The sequence below is a fragment of the Synoicihabitans lomoniglobus genome (assembly GCF_029023725.1).
Lineage (GTDB): Bacteria > Verrucomicrobiota > Verrucomicrobiia > Opitutales > Opitutaceae > Actomonas > Actomonas lomonigloba.
The window spans coordinates 5280258-5296106 of record NZ_CP119075.1 but is presented as its reverse complement, the minus strand read 5'-3'; the positions used below and the strand labels follow the sequence as shown (position 1 = coordinate 5296106).

Sequence of the window (15849 nt, the reverse complement as noted above, 5' to 3'; positions counted from 1 at the left end):
TTCAACGCAGGATTTTGGGGGACACGGCTTCCATGTCGGCGAATTCCCGGTTCTCCCCGCCCATCGCCCAGGCAAACCCGTAGCGCTGTGTTCCTGCGCCGGAATGGATCGACCATGGGGGCGACAGCACGGCTTGTTCGTTGCGCACGATCAGGTGCCGGGTTTCGTCGGGCGCTCCCATCAGGTGTATCACGCAGGCCTCGGCCGGGAGATCGAAGTAGAGGTAAATCTCCGAACGGCTAAGGTGCCAGTGTGGTGGCATGGTGTTCCACACGCTGCCTTCCTCGAGCCACGTGAAGCCCATCATGAGTTGGCAGCTTTGGATGCCGTCCTCGTGGATATATTTGTAGATCGTGCGCTCGTTGGCGTCGGCCGACGTCCCGAGGCGGAGCGGTGCCGCGTCCGCAAAACTCGCATGCGTCGTCGGATAGACCGCATGCGCCGGGTAGCTCACAAAATAAAAGCGAGCCGCTGCATCCGGACGGTCCGACTCAAACACGATCTTATGGTCGCCGCGGCCAACGTATAGCGCATCCCGCGCGGCCATCGCATGGCGTTCGCCATCGACCAGGATCGAGCCCGCCCCGCCGAGATTCAGCACGCCCAACTCGCGGCGCTCGGTGAACGACGACGCCCGCAGTTCCGGCGGCGGCTCCAAGGTCAACGCCCGCGCGCCGGGAACGGCGGAGCCGACAATCGCCCGGTCGAGATCCGTGCGAACCAGGGTGATCGCACCCGGCTGGAACAGCGCTTCGACGAGGAACGTTTGTCGGAGTTCGGCGGAGGTCATCGTGCGCATGCGCCCGAGGTCCGTCATGGTGTGGAGATTCATGGTATGGTGTGGGGTGGAAACGGGTTTCGGGGAATCGGAACACCGCGGACGGACATCCAAACGGGCACTCGCCGGGCTCGAAAGGACCGCGGTTGACAAGTCGTTGCACGCGAGGGCCGAGCCGAGTCCGGACCAACGAAACGGCGGCCCCGGGAAAGGAGCCGCCGTCGTAACGTAATGCGCGACCAACCGACTTCAGGAGTCGTTGTCGTTGATCGTAACCGTCGCTGTGTGTTGACTGGAGACCGTGTATCCCGAACCGGCGGCTATCGTCAGCACGACCGATTCGGTGCCTTCGGTCACGGAGTCGTCAATGGCATCGATATCGATTTCCGCCGTCCCGAGTCCCGGGTTTATCGTCACGGTGGTGGCCACGGTGTCGTAGTCGACTCCGTTGGTCGCGGTGCCCGCAATGCTCAGGTTCACCGTGATCGCGCTAGACGGCGACGGCATGGCGGTGATGGCAAACCGGCCGGTGCCGCCGCCTTCCGAGGCACTGCTGGACGACGTGCTGATGTTGATCTGCGGCAACGAACCGGAGTCGTCATCGGCGATGTTCACCGTCGCGTTGTCTGCGCCGCCCACGTCGTATCCGGAACCTGAATTCACCGTGAGCACCACGGTTTCCGTGCCTTCGACCGACGAATCGTTTATCACCGCCACCGTAACGGTGGCCGTGCCGCCGGTGCCGATCGTCACGGTGGATGCGATCGTGCTGTAGTCGGCGCCATTGGTCGCCGTGCCCGCGAGGCTCAGGTTGACGGTTATCGAACTGGACGGGGCGGGCGACGCGGTGAGCGTGAAGGTCCCGTTGTTCGACGGTTCTCCGGCCGAACTGTCGGTCGCGCTGATCGTCACCACCGGCGTGCCTGAAGTATCGTCATCGGCGATGGTCACGGTGGCGGAATTTGCTCCGCCTATCGTGTATCCGGAACCCGAATTCACCGCAAGGACCACGGTCTCGCTGCCTTCGACCGCAGCGTCATCGGTCACGGCCACGTTGACCGTGGCCGTGCCGCCGGTGCCGATCGTCACGGTGCTGGCAATCGTGCTGTAGTCGGAGCCGTTGGTCGCCGTGCCCGCGAGGCCCAGGTTGACGGTGATCGGACTGGACGGGGCCGGCGACGCGGTGAGCGTGAAGGTCCCATTGTTCGACGGCTCGCCCGCCGAGCTGTCGGTCGCACTGATCGTAACGACCGGCGTGGAGCCGCCCCCGCCACCGGAATCGTTGTCGTTAATCGTCACGGTGGCGCTGCTGGGGCTGCCCACGGCGTAACCCGATCCGGAGGCGACGGTGAGCACCACGGTTTCGGTTCCCTCGAACAGGGCGTCGTCGATCGCGTCAATATCGACCTCGGCAGTGCCCGGTCCTGGATAGAGCGTCACAGAGGTCGGGATCGTGGTGTAGTCCGTGCCGTTGATGGCGGTGCCGGTGATGGTGAGAGTTACCGAGATGGGGCTGGCCGGTGAAGGAATGGCGGTGATCGCAAAACGTCCCGAACCTCCGCCTTCGGCGGCGCTGCTGGAAGACGTGCTGATATTGACCGAGGGAGGCGTATCGCTGGCGCTGATCGTGACCGTGGCGGTGGCGGGGCTGCCGACGGTGTAGCCGGTGCCGGAACCGACTGTGAGAATGACGGTTTCGCTGCCTTCGGTCGCGGCATCGTCAATCACGGCGACCCCCACCGTGGCGGTGCCACTTGTGCCAATGGTGACGGAGGAGCCGATGGTGCTGTAGTCGGTGCCGTTCGTGGCGGTGCCGGCGACACTCAGATTGACCGTGATGGCACTGGTCGGCGCCGGTGACGCCGTGAGCGTGAAGGTGCCGTTGTTCGACGGCTCGCCCGCCGAGCTGTCGGTGGCCACAATGGTCACATTCGGCGGCGGGGGCGGCTCGTTGTCGGCGATCGTGACGGTCGCTCCGGATGGGCTGCCCACACTGTATCCCGTGCCCGACGCGACCGAGAGCAACACGGTTTCGCTGACCTCGCTCACGGAGTCGTCAATCACCGCCACATCAATGGTGGCGGTGCCGCTCGTCCCGATCGTGACGGTGCTGGCGATGGTGGAATAATCGGTGCCGTTGGTGGCCGTGCCGGCGAGGGTGAGGTTGACCGTAAGAGGAGCCTCCGGCGCGGGCGACGCGGTCAGCGTGAAGGTGCCGTTATTTGACGGTTCGGCGGCGCTGCCATCCGTGGCGGTGACTGACACCACGGGTCCCGTCGGCGCGCCGCCTTGGCCAAAATAGCCTTTGGCGTCCTCGTAGAGCTCACTGTTGAAGGCGTCGGCCGGGGACCCGGTCCAGGTTCGGGAAGGCGCGACGTATTGCGGATCGGGACCCAGGCTGGAACTGGTGCGCCACTGCGCAGTGCCACTGAGCGTGATGGGGCCGCTGCTCACGAGGTAGGCATTCGTCCAGTCGCCATCAACCGAGACAATGCAATCGGTCGCCGTGATCTGCCCGCCTTCGTAGGATTCCAGCGCCCACTCGGCGTTGTTGTGAAACGTGGAGAGGGAAACGTGCACGTAAGCGGAGTGGGAGCGGCTCGACTGCTTGCCCACCCAGAGGCCGTCGGAGTTGCCGGTGCCGCCATACTGTTGGTTGTAGGCCGCGAGACAATTCACGTAGTTGCCGTTGTCGCCCCAGTAGCGAAACCCCTTTTGATTGCCGATCGAAATGCAGCCGTCGTAGGTGACATCGTCGGCCTTGTCGTCAAAACCGCCGTCGTGATTGTCGAAGGATTTGCAGCGCGTGTAGGTGACGTTGTAGGTGCCCGCCTCGGTGGAAAAACCGTCGCCGTTCCAGTAGGAGGATTGCGGCTGATAGCGATTGTTGCGTGCCGTGCAGTCGATCAACGCGATGTCGTGAATGATCGGCGCGTCGCCGGGCGTATTCATGCCGCAGAAACCGGCGGGAATCGCCCGGGTCGGAAAGTCGTCGTCGCCGCCGGTGGCATCGGCGGTGCAATTTTGAATCGTCAGGAAACTCGTGTAGTCGTCGTAACGGAACGCCTTTTTGCAGTAGCGGATCGCGTCGCAATCTTTGATGAGAATCTGGGTCGCGTTGCGAATTTGGAACAATTCTTCGATCCCGTCGGCGTCGAGATTTTCGAACGTGATGTTCGACCGGAGCGTGTAGGTGGAGCCCGAGAGCGGCATGCTCACCACCCAACTGTAGCTCGTGAACTTGATGTCCTTGATCAGCCAGTAGCTCGCAGTTTGGGATCCGGGGAAGCGAAAGCAGATCTTGCTCGAACTACCGCTGACGTTGACGTCGTAGTTGCCTTGGAACAGCGGCAGTCCGCCACCGGTGTCGACCCCGGTGATCGTGCGCAGATTACCGGAGGATCCGGCTCCTTTGATATCGATGACCGCAGTGCTGTTATAGGTGCCACTGCCCAGGTTGAGCGTGTCACCGGCCGCGAGCGCATTGATCGTGGTTTGGAGTTGGCCGAGCGCGTAGGCGTTGGACCAGCTCGATCCATTCTGCGATCCGGATCCGGCCGGCGTCAGGTAATAGGTGGCGGCCGAGACGGAGAGCGCGGAGCAAAAAATACCGCAAGCACAGAGCAACGCGCGGTAAAGCGATTGGAAGGGAATATTCATCGGGGTTGGGGATTTTCACCGGGCAACGTGCAGCCAGCGGTGATGGGGGAGAGGTAGGAAACGAGAGACCACCGGGTTTTCGCACATCCGGAGCACCCTCAGGGCTGATCGATAGCTCGTAGGCAAACACGCACCGAGCAAGTCACCCCAAGCGCAAGTCGTTGCGCCTCCCTGCCCTGCCTTCCCGACGTTCTCCTCCCATTTCCCCCGGTAGCATCAGACCTCGTTTTGAACCCGGCCTAGCGCCAATCATGTTGGTGCAATCGGCGTGCACATGGCTTCGAGATTTTCGCACGGAGTGCCCGCCGGGATCTCACAGCCCGCATTTACCATGAAAGGATCGCCGGCGATGGCGTAGCACCGGGCAACGGCCGCGCAGATTGAAGCACGGTCTCCTCGCATGACGCATGAGACCGGATCGATGTTGCCCGTGAGCACAATGCGCGGGCCAAGTATACGGCGCGCAACCGCTAGATCGACCATGTGGTCGATATCGATGAGATCGAGATCAAGGGTGGCAATGCCCGGTAGGAGATGGGTGATATCGCCGCAGATATGCAGACGCACGTGAGCCCCCATCGCGCGGATCGCCATCACGAGTTGCTTCTCCAGAGGAAGAATGAGCGACTCATAAATCTCAGCAGACACCTGGCTCGCGACCGCATCGCCAATGCCAATCGTGTCCGCTCCCGCCTCGACTTGAGGGCGAGCAAAGTCGATCGCAGTCTCGACGCAATGTGCCATCAGGTTCCGCGCGTAGTCTGGATCATCCAGTAGATCCATGAAGAAATTGGACACCCCGCGCAGGTCGGCCGCCTCGGCCGCCGGGCCTTCCACCCAGCCCATGATGGAATAGCGATCGCCCGCCTGTGTTTTGTAGGCCCGCACGGCGTCGATGCGGTCGTGCATACGCGGCGTGACCAACGGATCGGGTCGCGGCAGTTTCGCAAAATCGCGATCGTCTTCCAAAGGTGGTTTTACACAAATCGGCCCACTGTCACGCGGGAACTCAATCGATGCGCCGAAGCCGGCGGTTTCGCGATAGGGGTCGGACATTGTATTCAACTGATCAATACCGTATTCCTCCGCACAGCGAAGGTTGGCCTCCACCAACACGCGGTAATCCGAGGCGAATGCGGCGTAGTTCGAGCCAATGTGCTCGGCGGCGAACTGCATGAGAATGGGCAAACGTGGCAGCACGTCAGGTCGGCGGCCGTGCAGCACGGCCAAATAGCGTTCACGAGGAGTCATAAAGGGAAAGCGAAGACGGCACCGGCGATGCCGAGACGGATTCGATCACGTTGTCCGCTTGAGTAAGCAACTGGAGCTGAAACGGCGAGAGCGCCCGGCGTCGCCAAGCTCTCGACCACGCTGGATTCAGGCAGATCGTTAACGAGCGAGGCCAGCCCAGCTCTCGGTCGAAATCCGCCAGGAGGCCGAATGCAGCGTCCATGGGCATTTCCACAAAGAGCCAATCCATCGAAGTCGCTTCGACGAACGCGCGCGCCTCCAATGGTAAACCAGCCAGCCCCGGACAGCAGGGACAGGGCAGTGCGAGTTTCCGCAGGACGAGGTTCGGCCGAGCTGCGGTGAAATTTTCCATCCGCGTGCGCCCCTCTTCCTGCAGTAACACGCCAAAGCTCACTCTCGTTTTCGTGGCTCCGGTGAGGGCGAGGATGCGTTGCTGGATCCAGTGCGTCTTCCCAGCGCCTCGCGGGCCGGTGACCATCATGCATCGGGGCGGATCGCGGACCAAATTCGGAATCGGAGAAGTAGCCATGACCATGGAGAACCGGATTCACGGTCGACGAGCGCAGCTCATCAATGCATCGACCTTGGCGAAAATTTCCCGCTCAAAGCCGGGCACGCTGAGCACGTCGCATTCGGTGCCAAGAATGAACGGATGACCGGCGGCCTGCATCTTTTCCAGCAGCTCCCGCGATTGCTCCTCGACGTCGGTCGCAGTGAATTGAGCGGCATAGAATCGCTTCGACGGCAAGTTGCCGTAGAGAACGGTATCTTTCGGCACGAAGGCAGCGTCCTCCCACAGCTTACGGGAGCTGCCGAGACTGAGCATGACCGCTCCGAGCGTGGTGAAGCGGCGGACCATGGCGTCGGTCAGCTCACCGCAGTTATGAAACACGAGATCGACATCGTGCTCGGCGAGAACATGCGCGATGCGCTGCATCGGCTCCATGACGTAGCGTTCGAAGACGGTCGCATCCGCCGCGAGTTGGTTGGGAGAAAAGTAGACGAGATTCGCAGCCGGTTCGCAGATGATCATCGCCGTGGCTCCGGCTTCGATCTGGGCCTCGAGGTAGCGGAGAATGACTCGTTCACCGAGCGCCAGCGCACGTTCCATCAACTCCACTTCAGGTTCATCGTCGCCGGTCAGGCCCGTCCCCGCGAGATACACCGGCGTGATCGGATCGGCCACGAGTTTACTCATGAGCGAGAACGGGCCGATGCTCATGCCCATGGGGACGAGTCCAGGCTGGGCGGCGACGTGTGCAATGGCTTCGCAGGCCGCACGCATGCGAGGAGTGAGATCGATGGCCGCAGGTGATTCCGGCGGAGCGGCGAAATGATAACTTTCCATCTCAACTTCGGGCACATCATAGGCGTGCAGCAGCGCGGCTTTTTCCAAAGCGAGATCCATCAACGGCACCGCCAAAGGTGTGGAAAAACGTTTCGCGGTTTCCACGATCACCGAGCCCAGGCGATCACCGTCAAGCACGACCGCGTCAGGGTCGGTTTGCTCATGGAGGACTAGATGTGTGCCGATCGGCATACGCAGTCCTTCCCGCGCCAGCTTCAGGTATAGATCTCGGCTCATAGAGTGATGGAGTTGAATTCAAGTGGCACCAACCAAGGCATGGGCACGCTCGACCGCGACGCCGGCATTGGGAGCGTAGCCGTCTGCGCCGATCTCGTCGGCAAACTGCTGGGTGACGGGGGCACCTCCGATCATGATGCGCACCGGCCGATCGATCTCGGCGCGAAGGATTCGCACGGTCTCAACCATTGCCGGCAATGTGGTCGTGAGCAGGGCGGAGAGGCCGACAAGCTGCGGACGATGCTCCCGCACTGCGGCGGCGAATTTGGCGGGCGGCACGTTCACGCCCAGATCGATGATGCGGAAATCCGCCCCCTTCCACATGATCGCCACGAGGTTCTTGCCGATGTCGTGAAGGTCCCCCTGCACCGAACCGATCACGGCGGTGTATTTGGGAACGATTCCGGCCGAGACAAAATGCGGTTCGAGCAGACTCATGGCCTCTTTCATTGCGCGGGCGGCGATCAGCATTTCAGGAACGAAAATGAGGTTTTTTCTAAACCGCTCTCCCACGGAAGCCATCGCCGGCGTAAGCGCTCGATCAATGATGTCGCTAGGGCATATCTCTTCGTCGAGCGCGCGTTGGGAGAGGGTCTTCGCGTCATTGCCTTTGCCGGAGGCGACCGCTTGGGAGAGTTGTTCAAGTGTGTTCATGGGTTTCGGGGAGCGAAGAATTCGGTGAGAAATGTATCTTCAAAATCAGGTTTCAAATTGAGTTCGACTATCTCCTCCCTCCGGACGGCGTCGCCTCTTGGCAGGCCTAATCCGGTGCGGGCATCAGGTGCGAGTGGGTCAACCGGACACGCTTAGTTCCCGTAAATCAGCTCGCACCGCCGCGTAGCTCGTATCGTAGGCCAGGACTGCTGCATCCGGTTCGCGGCCTTGAACTCGGCACCACTCGCGGTAGAGCGCCGGCCACCAGTTTTCGTGCTGGGTAAGGCCCTGCTCCCGGTAGCTGTTCCAATCGATCAACACCTTCGACCAACACTGGTCTCCATACGCGATTGCTTCCTTCACCCCGCCGAGTTGCGGCACATACCAATCCCGGCCGATCCGCGCGTGTAACACCTCGTCTGCCCAGTCGTAGTCTTGGATCATGGCCGAAAACGGATCTCCCGAGGCCAGGCCTACCTCCCACTCGAACCGTTTGCCCGTCTTGGGCATTAGTCCCTGCTCGATGAAATACAGGACACCGTGGCGTTCGAGAGGTGTAAGCTGGGCGTTCAACGCCAGCGACCAGGTGAAATTCACTCGCACGAATTGTTGCCAATCGATTCCGGCGCGCACGAACCCGACTTCGCCCATCATCGCGTGCCGTGCTTCATCCCAAAGTTGTCGCGTCATATCGACTTGGTAGCTCCATGGCTTGCCGGTCGTTTCCGTGATGATGCTCGCCATCATTTCCGGCACATCGATCTCACGCAGACGTTTGAAATACATCATGAGCGGCTTGGGCGGCGCCGGGAAGTTGTCGTCGTAGAGGAACGCCTCTGCATGCACCCCCATATTGTAGGGGTCGGGGAAACGCTCGTCGCGCTGCGGGACGCCGTCATAAACATGCGGCGTCTTCGAAAAGTGACGCTCCCAGGCGGTCGCCTCCGGAGTGACGGCACCGTCCAGCCCGCCCGCCGCTCGCAAGAGCTGGGCGAGAAGCTCACCCCACGACGCCAGCTCGGCCCGTTTTTCCTCCGTGAGCAACCTAGCAACGCACTGCGTGCCATACTCCACCATCTCCTCGATCTCGATCACAGCGAATCGGCAAATACGAAAGCTTGGATGATCCACGAGCCGATTGGTTTCCGCCATGTGTCGCCGGATGGCCTCGCCCAACGCGGGCAAAGTGTGCTCATAGAGACCGATCAAGAGCGTTTCCGTATCCGGCGCACAAAGGATCTCGTCAAAAAATGCGTCCAAGGCGGCGTCCGGAACAACGTCCAAACCCAGCGGCGGCTCGCGCATTTCCGCCACCCGCTTCCGCCAAACGGCCGCGTGCTCCGCGCAGTAATGGGCATGAAGGCTGAAGCCCATTTTGAGTTCGTAAACCGGCTCGGCGGTAAGCCGATCGACGAAAATCTGATGCAATCGACGAAACGCCCAATGGTGCCTCTTCAAGCGACCTACACAGTCATCGATTGAGAGCCCGATTCGCATCGCGTCGGGGAGTGATGCGATGCCGGCCAACAAGGGGAGATCGCGATAGGAATGGTAGGATAGTGGGATCATGGGGCGGACAGTAGTTGGATCACGGAACGCCGGAGTATAGCTCACGATGCCTCTGTTTGTCTCCGCCGTGCTTAGCCTGTTCTGAGCTTTAATTGATATTTCAATTGGATTTTACGGATGTTTTGGTCAATTAATGCCGATTAAATGCGCGCTCGATTTGAAAAAGTCCGGGTCGAACCCACCCGCTCTTTTTACATTGAGGAACGCCACCTCGACCGATTCGACGCGCCATGGCATTTCCATCCCGAGATCGAACTGACATCGATCGTCGCGAGCCGGGGCAAACGATTCGTCGGTGACTGCATCGAACCATTTGCCGAAGGCGACCTCGTCCTGCTCGGTCCCAATCTGCCCCATTTCTGGCACAACGAAGGGAACCAGTCCTCCCACGGGCCGGCGCACTCCGTGGTGACGCAGTTTCGCCCGGATTTCCTCGGTTCGGAAATTTTATCCACCCCTGAGTTCGCGAGTGTGCAGCAGCTCTTCCGACGAGCCGGACGCGGTTTGAGTTTCTCCGGTCGGAGCGCCCGCCGAATCTCCGATAGCCTGCGCTCGCTCGCGAATCAAACCGGCCTCCCCGCCCTGCTTGAACTCCTCGCGATCCTGCACCAACTCGCGCAAACTCGTAACGCGCGTCCGCTCGCGAGTGCCGCCTATGAGCCGAGCCTGGACCGCCACGCCGAACAGCGACTCGCCCGCGTCTACGCTTTCCTCATGCGCAATTTTCGTGAGCAACCCACGCTGGCTGAAATCGCCCGCGTCGCGTCGATGAACCCGGAAGCCTTCAGCCGCTATTTCAAGCGCGCAACCGGGCGCAATGTTTCGGTGTTCCTTAACGAATTGCGCATCGATCAGGCCGCACGATCACTGCAAGAAACCACCGGACAGATCAGTGAGATCGCCCTCGCATCCGGCTTCGCCACCCTCTCGAGTTTTCACCGCCGGTTCAGGGAACGTATGGGCTGCAGCCCGAGTGCATATCGCAAAGCGTTCGCCGAGAATAAAATGCCGCCACCGGCCGCTTTTTCCCGCTGATTCAGTGCCCCCATCTTTTCGTGTAGACCCGTAATTTTGGCTAGCCAGCAGAAGCCTTGGCGTAGGCTGGTGCTCGGGAAAGGACTCGAACCTTCACGCCTTTCGGCAAGGGCTTCTAAGACCCCCGTGTCTACCATTCCACCACCCGAGCAGGATTGAGGAAGGGCCCTTTTGTGAACGCTTCAGCGCGTTAATCAAGACCCGAGGACCACGCGCGAGGGCCTTCGCTCAACGGATTCTCAAATCGGGCATTTCGCAATTATCACCTATTAGCGCCGTTGCATCATGCAATTTTCTGACATCTTTGCGTCGATGTTAAATATTTTATAGTGCTCTATTTCAATATTTTATGACTTTATCTTCGGCCACGGTATGCAATTCGCAAAGGGAGGCTCATCATGTCACGCTTCCGCCTAACACCTAACTTCCGCCTCCTAACCGCCGCGCTTTGTCTCGCCTCGGCGGTTTCTCTGCCCGCTCAAATCACGGCCGCCGATCAAGGCGAAGCCGTTTCCTCCACCCTGTTGCGCACCGAAGATGGCGTGCCCACACGACTCGCGCGAGAGAGTCCCGTCCTCATCCTGTATATGGAAAACGACTACTTCGGCGGCACGGACCAGCACTATACCAACGGCTTTAAAGCCGCTTGGCTTTCCCCCGATCTCACAGGCTGGGGCAAGTCCGGTTGGCGCCAGTCGTTTCTCGAACGCCTCCCGTTCGTCAACGAAGAGAAAACCCAAAAGAATCTCGGACTCGCCGTCGCCCAGCACATCTACACCCCGCAGGATATTTCCCGGAGCAATCCCGATCCCACGGATCGCCCCTACGCCGGATGGACGTATTTTGAGTTTTCGTTTCTGGCTAAAAACGATGCCCAGGCCGATACCGTCGCCGTCCAGATCGGCATGGTCGGTCCTCACAGCTACGCCGAGGACATACAGAAATGGGCTCATGGTTTGATCGACGGCGAAATTCCCCAGGGGTGGGACTACCAGCTTCACGATGAATTGGGGGTCAACATCGCCTGGGAGCGCAAGTGGCGCACCTACGCCCGCACCGTAACGGCCTCGGATCGTTTCGGACTGCGCACCAATCCATTTACCGGAAAATCACTGCAGGACCGCCCGCACTGGGGCATCGATTTCGTGCCACATTTGGGGGCGGTCGTGGGGAATGTCAGCACCTACGCCAACGTCGGTGCGACCACCCGGTTCGGGTTCAACCTGCCGAGTGATTTCGGCGTAAACATGATTCGGCCCGCCGGGGTCGCGAGCTCGCCGATCGACGACCTCGATCCCCGCGTGCGCGGCGCCTGCTGGAGCGTCTTTCTCTTTGGCGGGGCCGACGGCCGCGCCGTCGCCCGTAACATTTTCCTTGATGGCAATACCTTCAAGGACAGCCGCCACGTGGAACGCGAACCTCTCGTCTACGACCTGAGCTACGGCCTCGGTGTCGCCCGCGGCGCGTTCCAATTGACCTTCACCAAGATCATCCGCTCCCGCGAGTTCGAGGGACAGATCGCGGACAACAACAAGTTCGGTTCGCTGACGACTTCCTGGATTTTTTAACGCCCCGACCATGTCTGCGATTCAACTCACGCGCTTGCGCCTCCTCCGTCGATCCGCCGCCATGGCTTCACCCGCGCCCCCTCCGCCCAAGCCTTCCTCAACCGAGTCTTCCTGGTGGCGGCGCACGTGGGATGATCACCACCGCCCCATCATCATCGGTGCGTTGGTGCTCCTCGGTCTGGCGTTGGCGTGGGGTCGGGTGGATCTCGAGCGCGTGCACGCTTGGGCCGAACATGTTGATCCCCGGGTGCTGTTTTTAGCGCTGGTGCTCCTACCCTTGGTCACGTTTCCGGTGACACCGCTCAACGTCATCGCCGGCATCCGGTTCGGCCTGGAAGGTGGATTGGCCATGGTCGCGGGAGCCATCATTGCCCAACACACCCTCGCATTTCTCGGTGCCCGCATCCTGCCCAAAATGCTCAAGCGCCGACTGGAGCCCCTGCAGCGTCGATTGCCCCGCCACGCCCACGTCGACGCCTCGGTATTCGCTTCGCTTTTGCCCGGCGCTCCTTACTGGGCGCAGCTCTACGTCCTCCCGCTCGTGGGGATTCCGTTCGCGACATATCTTCTGGTCTCGGTGCCTCTCCACATCATTCGCTCCATCACGGCGGTGATCGCAGGACGCATGAGCGACGACCTATCGTGGGGCTGGGCCATCGCCCTCGTCGTCTACAGCATATGCTTGATCATAGCGTGCTTCCTCGCCGGTCGGCGAATGAAGCGCAAATACGGAGAAAACCAGGCACCAAAGACGTCAGAGTAATCCAAAAGCAACGAGTCCTTATTTGCATTATGCAATAATATCACGGCTTTCATACGTGCATTATGCATTATTCGTGAGGTTCAAACGGGAGTGTCCGCTCCCGTTTATTTTTTTCATCGGAGCGTAACTCTCGAATTCACATTACCTATAATACTTACTTTGAAGTATTAACATAACTCCCCTCTCGTTCTCGGGCCGCCTCGCCCCACCCATTCGCCCCCTCCCGGCACGCACCGTGCAAACAGCAATCTCAGTTCCATGAATATCCTCATCGTCGACGACCAAGCCAATGTCCTACGCACCACCGCCTACGCCCTGACTGCCATGGGGCATACCCCGGTGACGGCGGAAAACTCCCGCCAGGCGGCCCGCCAACTCGAAACCGAGAAGATCGATGCCCTCCTCCTCGACGTGAATCTCGGCACTGAAAATGGCCTCGATTTTCTCTCCAAAATCCGCGCCGAAGGCAATCTCGTGCCGGTCATTGTCTTCACCGCCCAGACCTCCGTGGAGTCCGCCGTCGATGCCATGAAGCGCGGGGCTTACGACTACATTCCCAAGCCGTTTATTCCCGAGGATCTGAAGCAAAAATTGGCCAAAGTCGACGAGCACCGCCGCATGCAAACCAAGGTGGCCGATCTCGAAACCCAAGTCGCCAAGGCCCATCCCACCGTGATGCTCGAATCCAACGAGCCCGCCGTGAAAAGTGCCTACGAAACGGCCTTCCGCGCGGCCGCCTCCAACGCCACCGTGCTCATTCTCGGCCCGAGCGGCACCGGCAAGACTGTCCTCGCCCGCGCCGTGCACGACCGCAGCAACCGCGCCGACAAGGCGTTCGTGACGATCAACTGCCCCAGCCTCTCCCGCGAACTGTTGGAGAGCGAGCTGTTCGGACACGTCAAAGGTGCGTTCACCGGCGCCCTCAAGGACACTTGGGGCAAGGTCGCCGCCGCCGACGAGGGCACGCTGTTTCTCGACGAAATCGGCGAAGTGCCCCTCGAAATTCAACCCAAGCTCCTGCGCTTGCTGCAGGATCGCGAATACGAACGCGTGGGCGACACGCGCACCCGCAAGGCCAACGTGCGCCTCATCGCCGCCACCAATCGTGACCTCGCCGCCGAGGTCGCCGCCGGCCGCTTCCGCGAAGACCTTTACTACCGCCTCAAAGTCATCGCCGTCGAAATGCCCGCCCTCGCCGATCGCCCCACGGATCTTCTCCCGCTGGTCGACAACTACATGCGGCACTTCACCCGCGAACAGGGCCGACCCTCGCTCCAACTCTCCCAGGAAGCCCGCACCGCCATCGTCGACTACCCTTGGCCGGGCAACCTGCGCGAACTGCGCAACCTCATCGAGCGCTCGGTCATTCTGGCCCAGGACAACGAGATCACCGTCGCCGATCTGCCGGCCGAATTTCGCGAGAGCGAAGAGACGTCGTTGCGACCGGGCCACATGGTGACGATCGAGGCCCTCGAACACGAACACATCCGTCGCATCATCGCCAAAACCGAGAGTCTCGAAAAAGCCGCCCGCACCCTCGGCATCGATACCGCCACACTCTACCGCAAGCGCAAGCGCATGGGCCTGGGCTGAACCCACTGTTTGCAAAAGAAAGTATCCGCGACATGAATACCCTATTCATTGCCCTGGGGTTCATTGCCGCCGTCGGCTTCGGGTGGATGGTGGCCCGGGCCCGCGATCACAAACACCTCGATCACCGCATCGAGGACATGCCGGCCGTCGCCGATCCGCAGTTTCTTCGGGTCATGGCCGCCGTGATGCGGGCGCCCTTCTGCACGGGCAATCGCGTGCAGCGCCTGCGCAATGGCGACGAGATTTTTCCCGCCATGATCGCCGCGATCGAGAGCGCCCGCGACACGATCTGCTTCGAAACCTATGTCTACTGGTCGGGCGACATCGCCCAACGCGTGGCCGCCGCCCTCCGGGATCGCGCCCGCGCAGGCGTGCAGGTGAACATCCTGCTCGATTGGGTCGGCTCCATCCCCATGGACGACGAGTTGGTCGGCGGACTCCGCGACGCCGGCTGCGAGGTGCGCCGGTTTCATCGCCCCAACTGGCGCCACCCGTCCCGCCTCAACCACCGCACGCACCGCAAACTCCTGATCGTCGACGGCCGCGTCGGATTCACGGGCGGCGTCGGCATCAGTGACAATTGGACCGGAGATGCCGGGAACCCCGACCATTGGCGCGACACCCATTTCCAAGTCTCCGGCCCCGTGGTAGGGCAGCTCCAATCCGCCTTCATGGTAAATTGGATTCGGACCACCGGCAAAGTGGAGAGCGATGCCAAGTATTTCCCGCCCCTGCCGCCGATCGAAGACAACACCATCCCGGCACACTGCTTCGTCAGTTCACCCGACGAGGGCAGCGAAAACGCCCGGCTCGCCTTCCTGCTCGTCATCGGGGCCGCCCGTCGTCGCATCCGCCTCACCACCCCCTACTTCACGCCTGATCGCTTCACGCGCGAATCCCTCGCCGCCGCCGCCCGTCGCGGGGTGGAGGTCACGGTGCTCGTGACCGGTCCCGAAACCGACAGCCGTCTCTCCCGTCTCGCCAGTCGGGCGCTGTGGAAGACCTTGCTCGAAGCCGGAGTGCACATCCACGAATTTCAACCCACCATGCTCCACGCCAAGGTGCTGCTGGTGGACGACGCGTGGGTCTCGATCGGCTCCGCCAACGTCGACGATCGCTCCTTCCGCCTCAACGACGAATCCAATCTCCAAACCCTCGATCCGAAGCTCGCCGACGAGCTGGAAAACGATTTTCAAGCCGACCTCGATCGCAGCGAACGGATCGACCTTACCGCGTGGCGCCATCGCCCGTGGCGCGAGCGGCTCCTCGGCCAACTCGCCACCGTTGTGCGCAGCCAGATTTGATTGCCGTCGGTTTGCGTCAGATCAATCGGGACTGGCAATTTCTAGCTAGTTGATCCGACGCGTTTTCCCCAAAGCTCGTCCCCCGGCAA

At 61.1% G+C, this 15849-nt stretch carries 12 protein-coding genes and 1 tRNA gene; 5 read left to right on the top strand and 8 right to left on the bottom strand.

Features of this window, described 5'->3' with window-relative positions:
- Window position 1: 1 nt before the first annotated feature.
- From kduI to PXH66_RS20410, 7 genes are all read right to left on the bottom strand, one after another.
- On the bottom strand, window positions 2-832 hold the full coding sequence (kduI, locus tag PXH66_RS20440) for a 5-dehydro-4-deoxy-D-glucuronate isomerase (protein WP_330930008.1): 831 nt from the start codon (window positions 830-832) through the stop codon (window positions 2-4).
- 195 nt (window positions 833-1027) lie between these two features.
- Window positions 1028-4438 (bottom strand): beta strand repeat-containing protein, encoded by a 3411-nt coding sequence (locus PXH66_RS20435; RefSeq protein ID WP_330930007.1) that lies wholly within the window; start codon window positions 4436-4438, stop codon window positions 1028-1030.
- 249 nt (window positions 4439-4687) lie between these two features.
- Complete coding sequence (locus PXH66_RS20430; protein ID WP_330930006.1) at window positions 4688-5689, bottom strand: uroporphyrinogen decarboxylase family protein; 1002 nt, start codon at window positions 5687-5689, stop codon at window positions 4688-4690.
- On the bottom strand, window positions 5676-6218 hold the full coding sequence (locus PXH66_RS20425; RefSeq protein ID WP_330930005.1) for a hypothetical protein: 543 nt from the start codon (window positions 6216-6218) through the stop codon (window positions 5676-5678). Before PXH66_RS20425 ends, PXH66_RS20430 begins: the two co-directional genes overlap by 14 nt.
- A gap of 18 nt (window positions 6219-6236) precedes the next feature.
- Complete coding sequence (locus PXH66_RS20420) at window positions 6237-7274, bottom strand: uroporphyrinogen decarboxylase family protein (protein ID WP_330930004.1); 1038 nt, start codon at window positions 7272-7274, stop codon at window positions 6237-6239.
- Window positions 7275-7292: 18 nt separating this feature from the next.
- Window positions 7293-7928 carry a corrinoid protein gene (locus tag PXH66_RS20415; protein ID WP_330930003.1) on the bottom strand — a complete coding sequence of 212 codons (636 nt, stop codon included), beginning with the start codon at window positions 7926-7928 and terminating at the stop codon, window positions 7293-7295.
- 138 nt (window positions 7929-8066) lie between these two features.
- Window positions 8067-9497, bottom strand: coding sequence for a hypothetical protein (locus PXH66_RS20410; protein WP_330930002.1), 1431 nt, complete (start codon window positions 9495-9497; stop codon window positions 8067-8069).
- A gap of 144 nt (window positions 9498-9641) precedes the next feature.
- On the opposite strand from PXH66_RS20410, the gene PXH66_RS20405 reads away from it, so the two are divergent.
- Window positions 9642-10532 carry an AraC family transcriptional regulator gene (locus tag PXH66_RS20405; protein ID WP_330930001.1) on the top strand — a complete coding sequence of 297 codons (891 nt, stop codon included), beginning with the start codon at window positions 9642-9644 and terminating at the stop codon, window positions 10530-10532.
- Between the two features lie 67 nt (window positions 10533-10599).
- Here PXH66_RS20405 and PXH66_RS20400 read toward each other — a convergent pair.
- Window positions 10600-10683, bottom strand: a tRNA-Leu gene (locus tag PXH66_RS20400).
- A gap of 247 nt (window positions 10684-10930) precedes the next feature.
- Between PXH66_RS20400 and PXH66_RS20395 the strand changes: the two genes are divergently transcribed.
- The 4 genes from PXH66_RS20395 to PXH66_RS20380 all read left to right on the top strand — a co-directional run bounded on the left by PXH66_RS20395 (window position 10931) and on the right by PXH66_RS20380 (window position 15760).
- Entirely contained in the window at window positions 10931-12100 is a 1170-nt protein-coding gene (locus tag PXH66_RS20395; protein WP_330930000.1) for a lipid A deacylase LpxR family protein, read from the top strand.
- Window positions 12101-12110: 10 nt separating this feature from the next.
- Entirely contained in the window at window positions 12111-12863 is a 753-nt protein-coding gene (locus PXH66_RS20390) for a TVP38/TMEM64 family protein (RefSeq protein WP_330929999.1), read from the top strand.
- Window positions 12864-13121: 258 nt separating this feature from the next.
- Window positions 13122-14456 (top strand): sigma-54-dependent transcriptional regulator, encoded by a 1335-nt coding sequence (locus tag PXH66_RS20385; RefSeq protein ID WP_330929998.1) that lies wholly within the window; start codon window positions 13122-13124, stop codon window positions 14454-14456.
- A gap of 32 nt (window positions 14457-14488) precedes the next feature.
- The gene (locus tag PXH66_RS20380; RefSeq protein WP_330929997.1) at window positions 14489-15760 is read left to right on the top strand and encodes a phospholipase D-like domain-containing protein; all 1272 of its coding nucleotides are present in this window, start codon (window positions 14489-14491) and stop codon (window positions 15758-15760) included.
- Window positions 15761-15849: the final 89 nt, after the last annotated feature.

Excerpts from the sequence above, each read along its gene's own strand:
- kduI (WP_330930008.1), bottom strand. The coding sequence starts at position 832 with ATGAATCTCCACACCATGACGGACCTCGGGCGCATGCGCACGATGACC.
- PXH66_RS20435 (WP_330930007.1), bottom strand. The coding sequence starts at position 4,438 with ATGAATATTCCCTTCCAATCGCTTTACCGCGCGTTGCTCTGTGCTTGC.
- PXH66_RS20430 (WP_330930006.1), bottom strand. The coding sequence starts at position 5,689 with ATGACTCCTCGTGAACGCTATTTGGCCGTGCTGCACGGCCGCCGACCT.
- PXH66_RS20425 (WP_330930005.1), bottom strand. The coding sequence starts at position 6,218 with ATGGCTACTTCTCCGATTCCGAATTTGGTCCGCGATCCGCCCCGATGC.
- PXH66_RS20420 (WP_330930004.1), bottom strand. The coding sequence starts at position 7,274 with ATGAGCCGAGATCTATACCTGAAGCTGGCGCGGGAAGGACTGCGTATG.
- PXH66_RS20415 (WP_330930003.1), bottom strand. The coding sequence starts at position 7,928 with ATGAACACACTTGAACAACTCTCCCAAGCGGTCGCCTCCGGCAAAGGC.
- PXH66_RS20410 (WP_330930002.1), bottom strand. The coding sequence starts at position 9,497 with ATGATCCCACTATCCTACCATTCCTATCGCGATCTCCCCTTGTTGGCC.
- PXH66_RS20405 (WP_330930001.1), top strand. The coding sequence starts at position 9,642 with ATGCGCGCTCGATTTGAAAAAGTCCGGGTCGAACCCACCCGCTCTTTT.
- PXH66_RS20395 (WP_330930000.1), top strand. The coding sequence starts at position 10,931 with ATGTCACGCTTCCGCCTAACACCTAACTTCCGCCTCCTAACCGCCGCG.
- PXH66_RS20390 (WP_330929999.1), top strand. The coding sequence starts at position 12,111 with ATGTCTGCGATTCAACTCACGCGCTTGCGCCTCCTCCGTCGATCCGCC.
- PXH66_RS20385 (WP_330929998.1), top strand. The coding sequence starts at position 13,122 with ATGAATATCCTCATCGTCGACGACCAAGCCAATGTCCTACGCACCACC.
- PXH66_RS20380 (WP_330929997.1), top strand. The coding sequence starts at position 14,489 with ATGAATACCCTATTCATTGCCCTGGGGTTCATTGCCGCCGTCGGCTTC.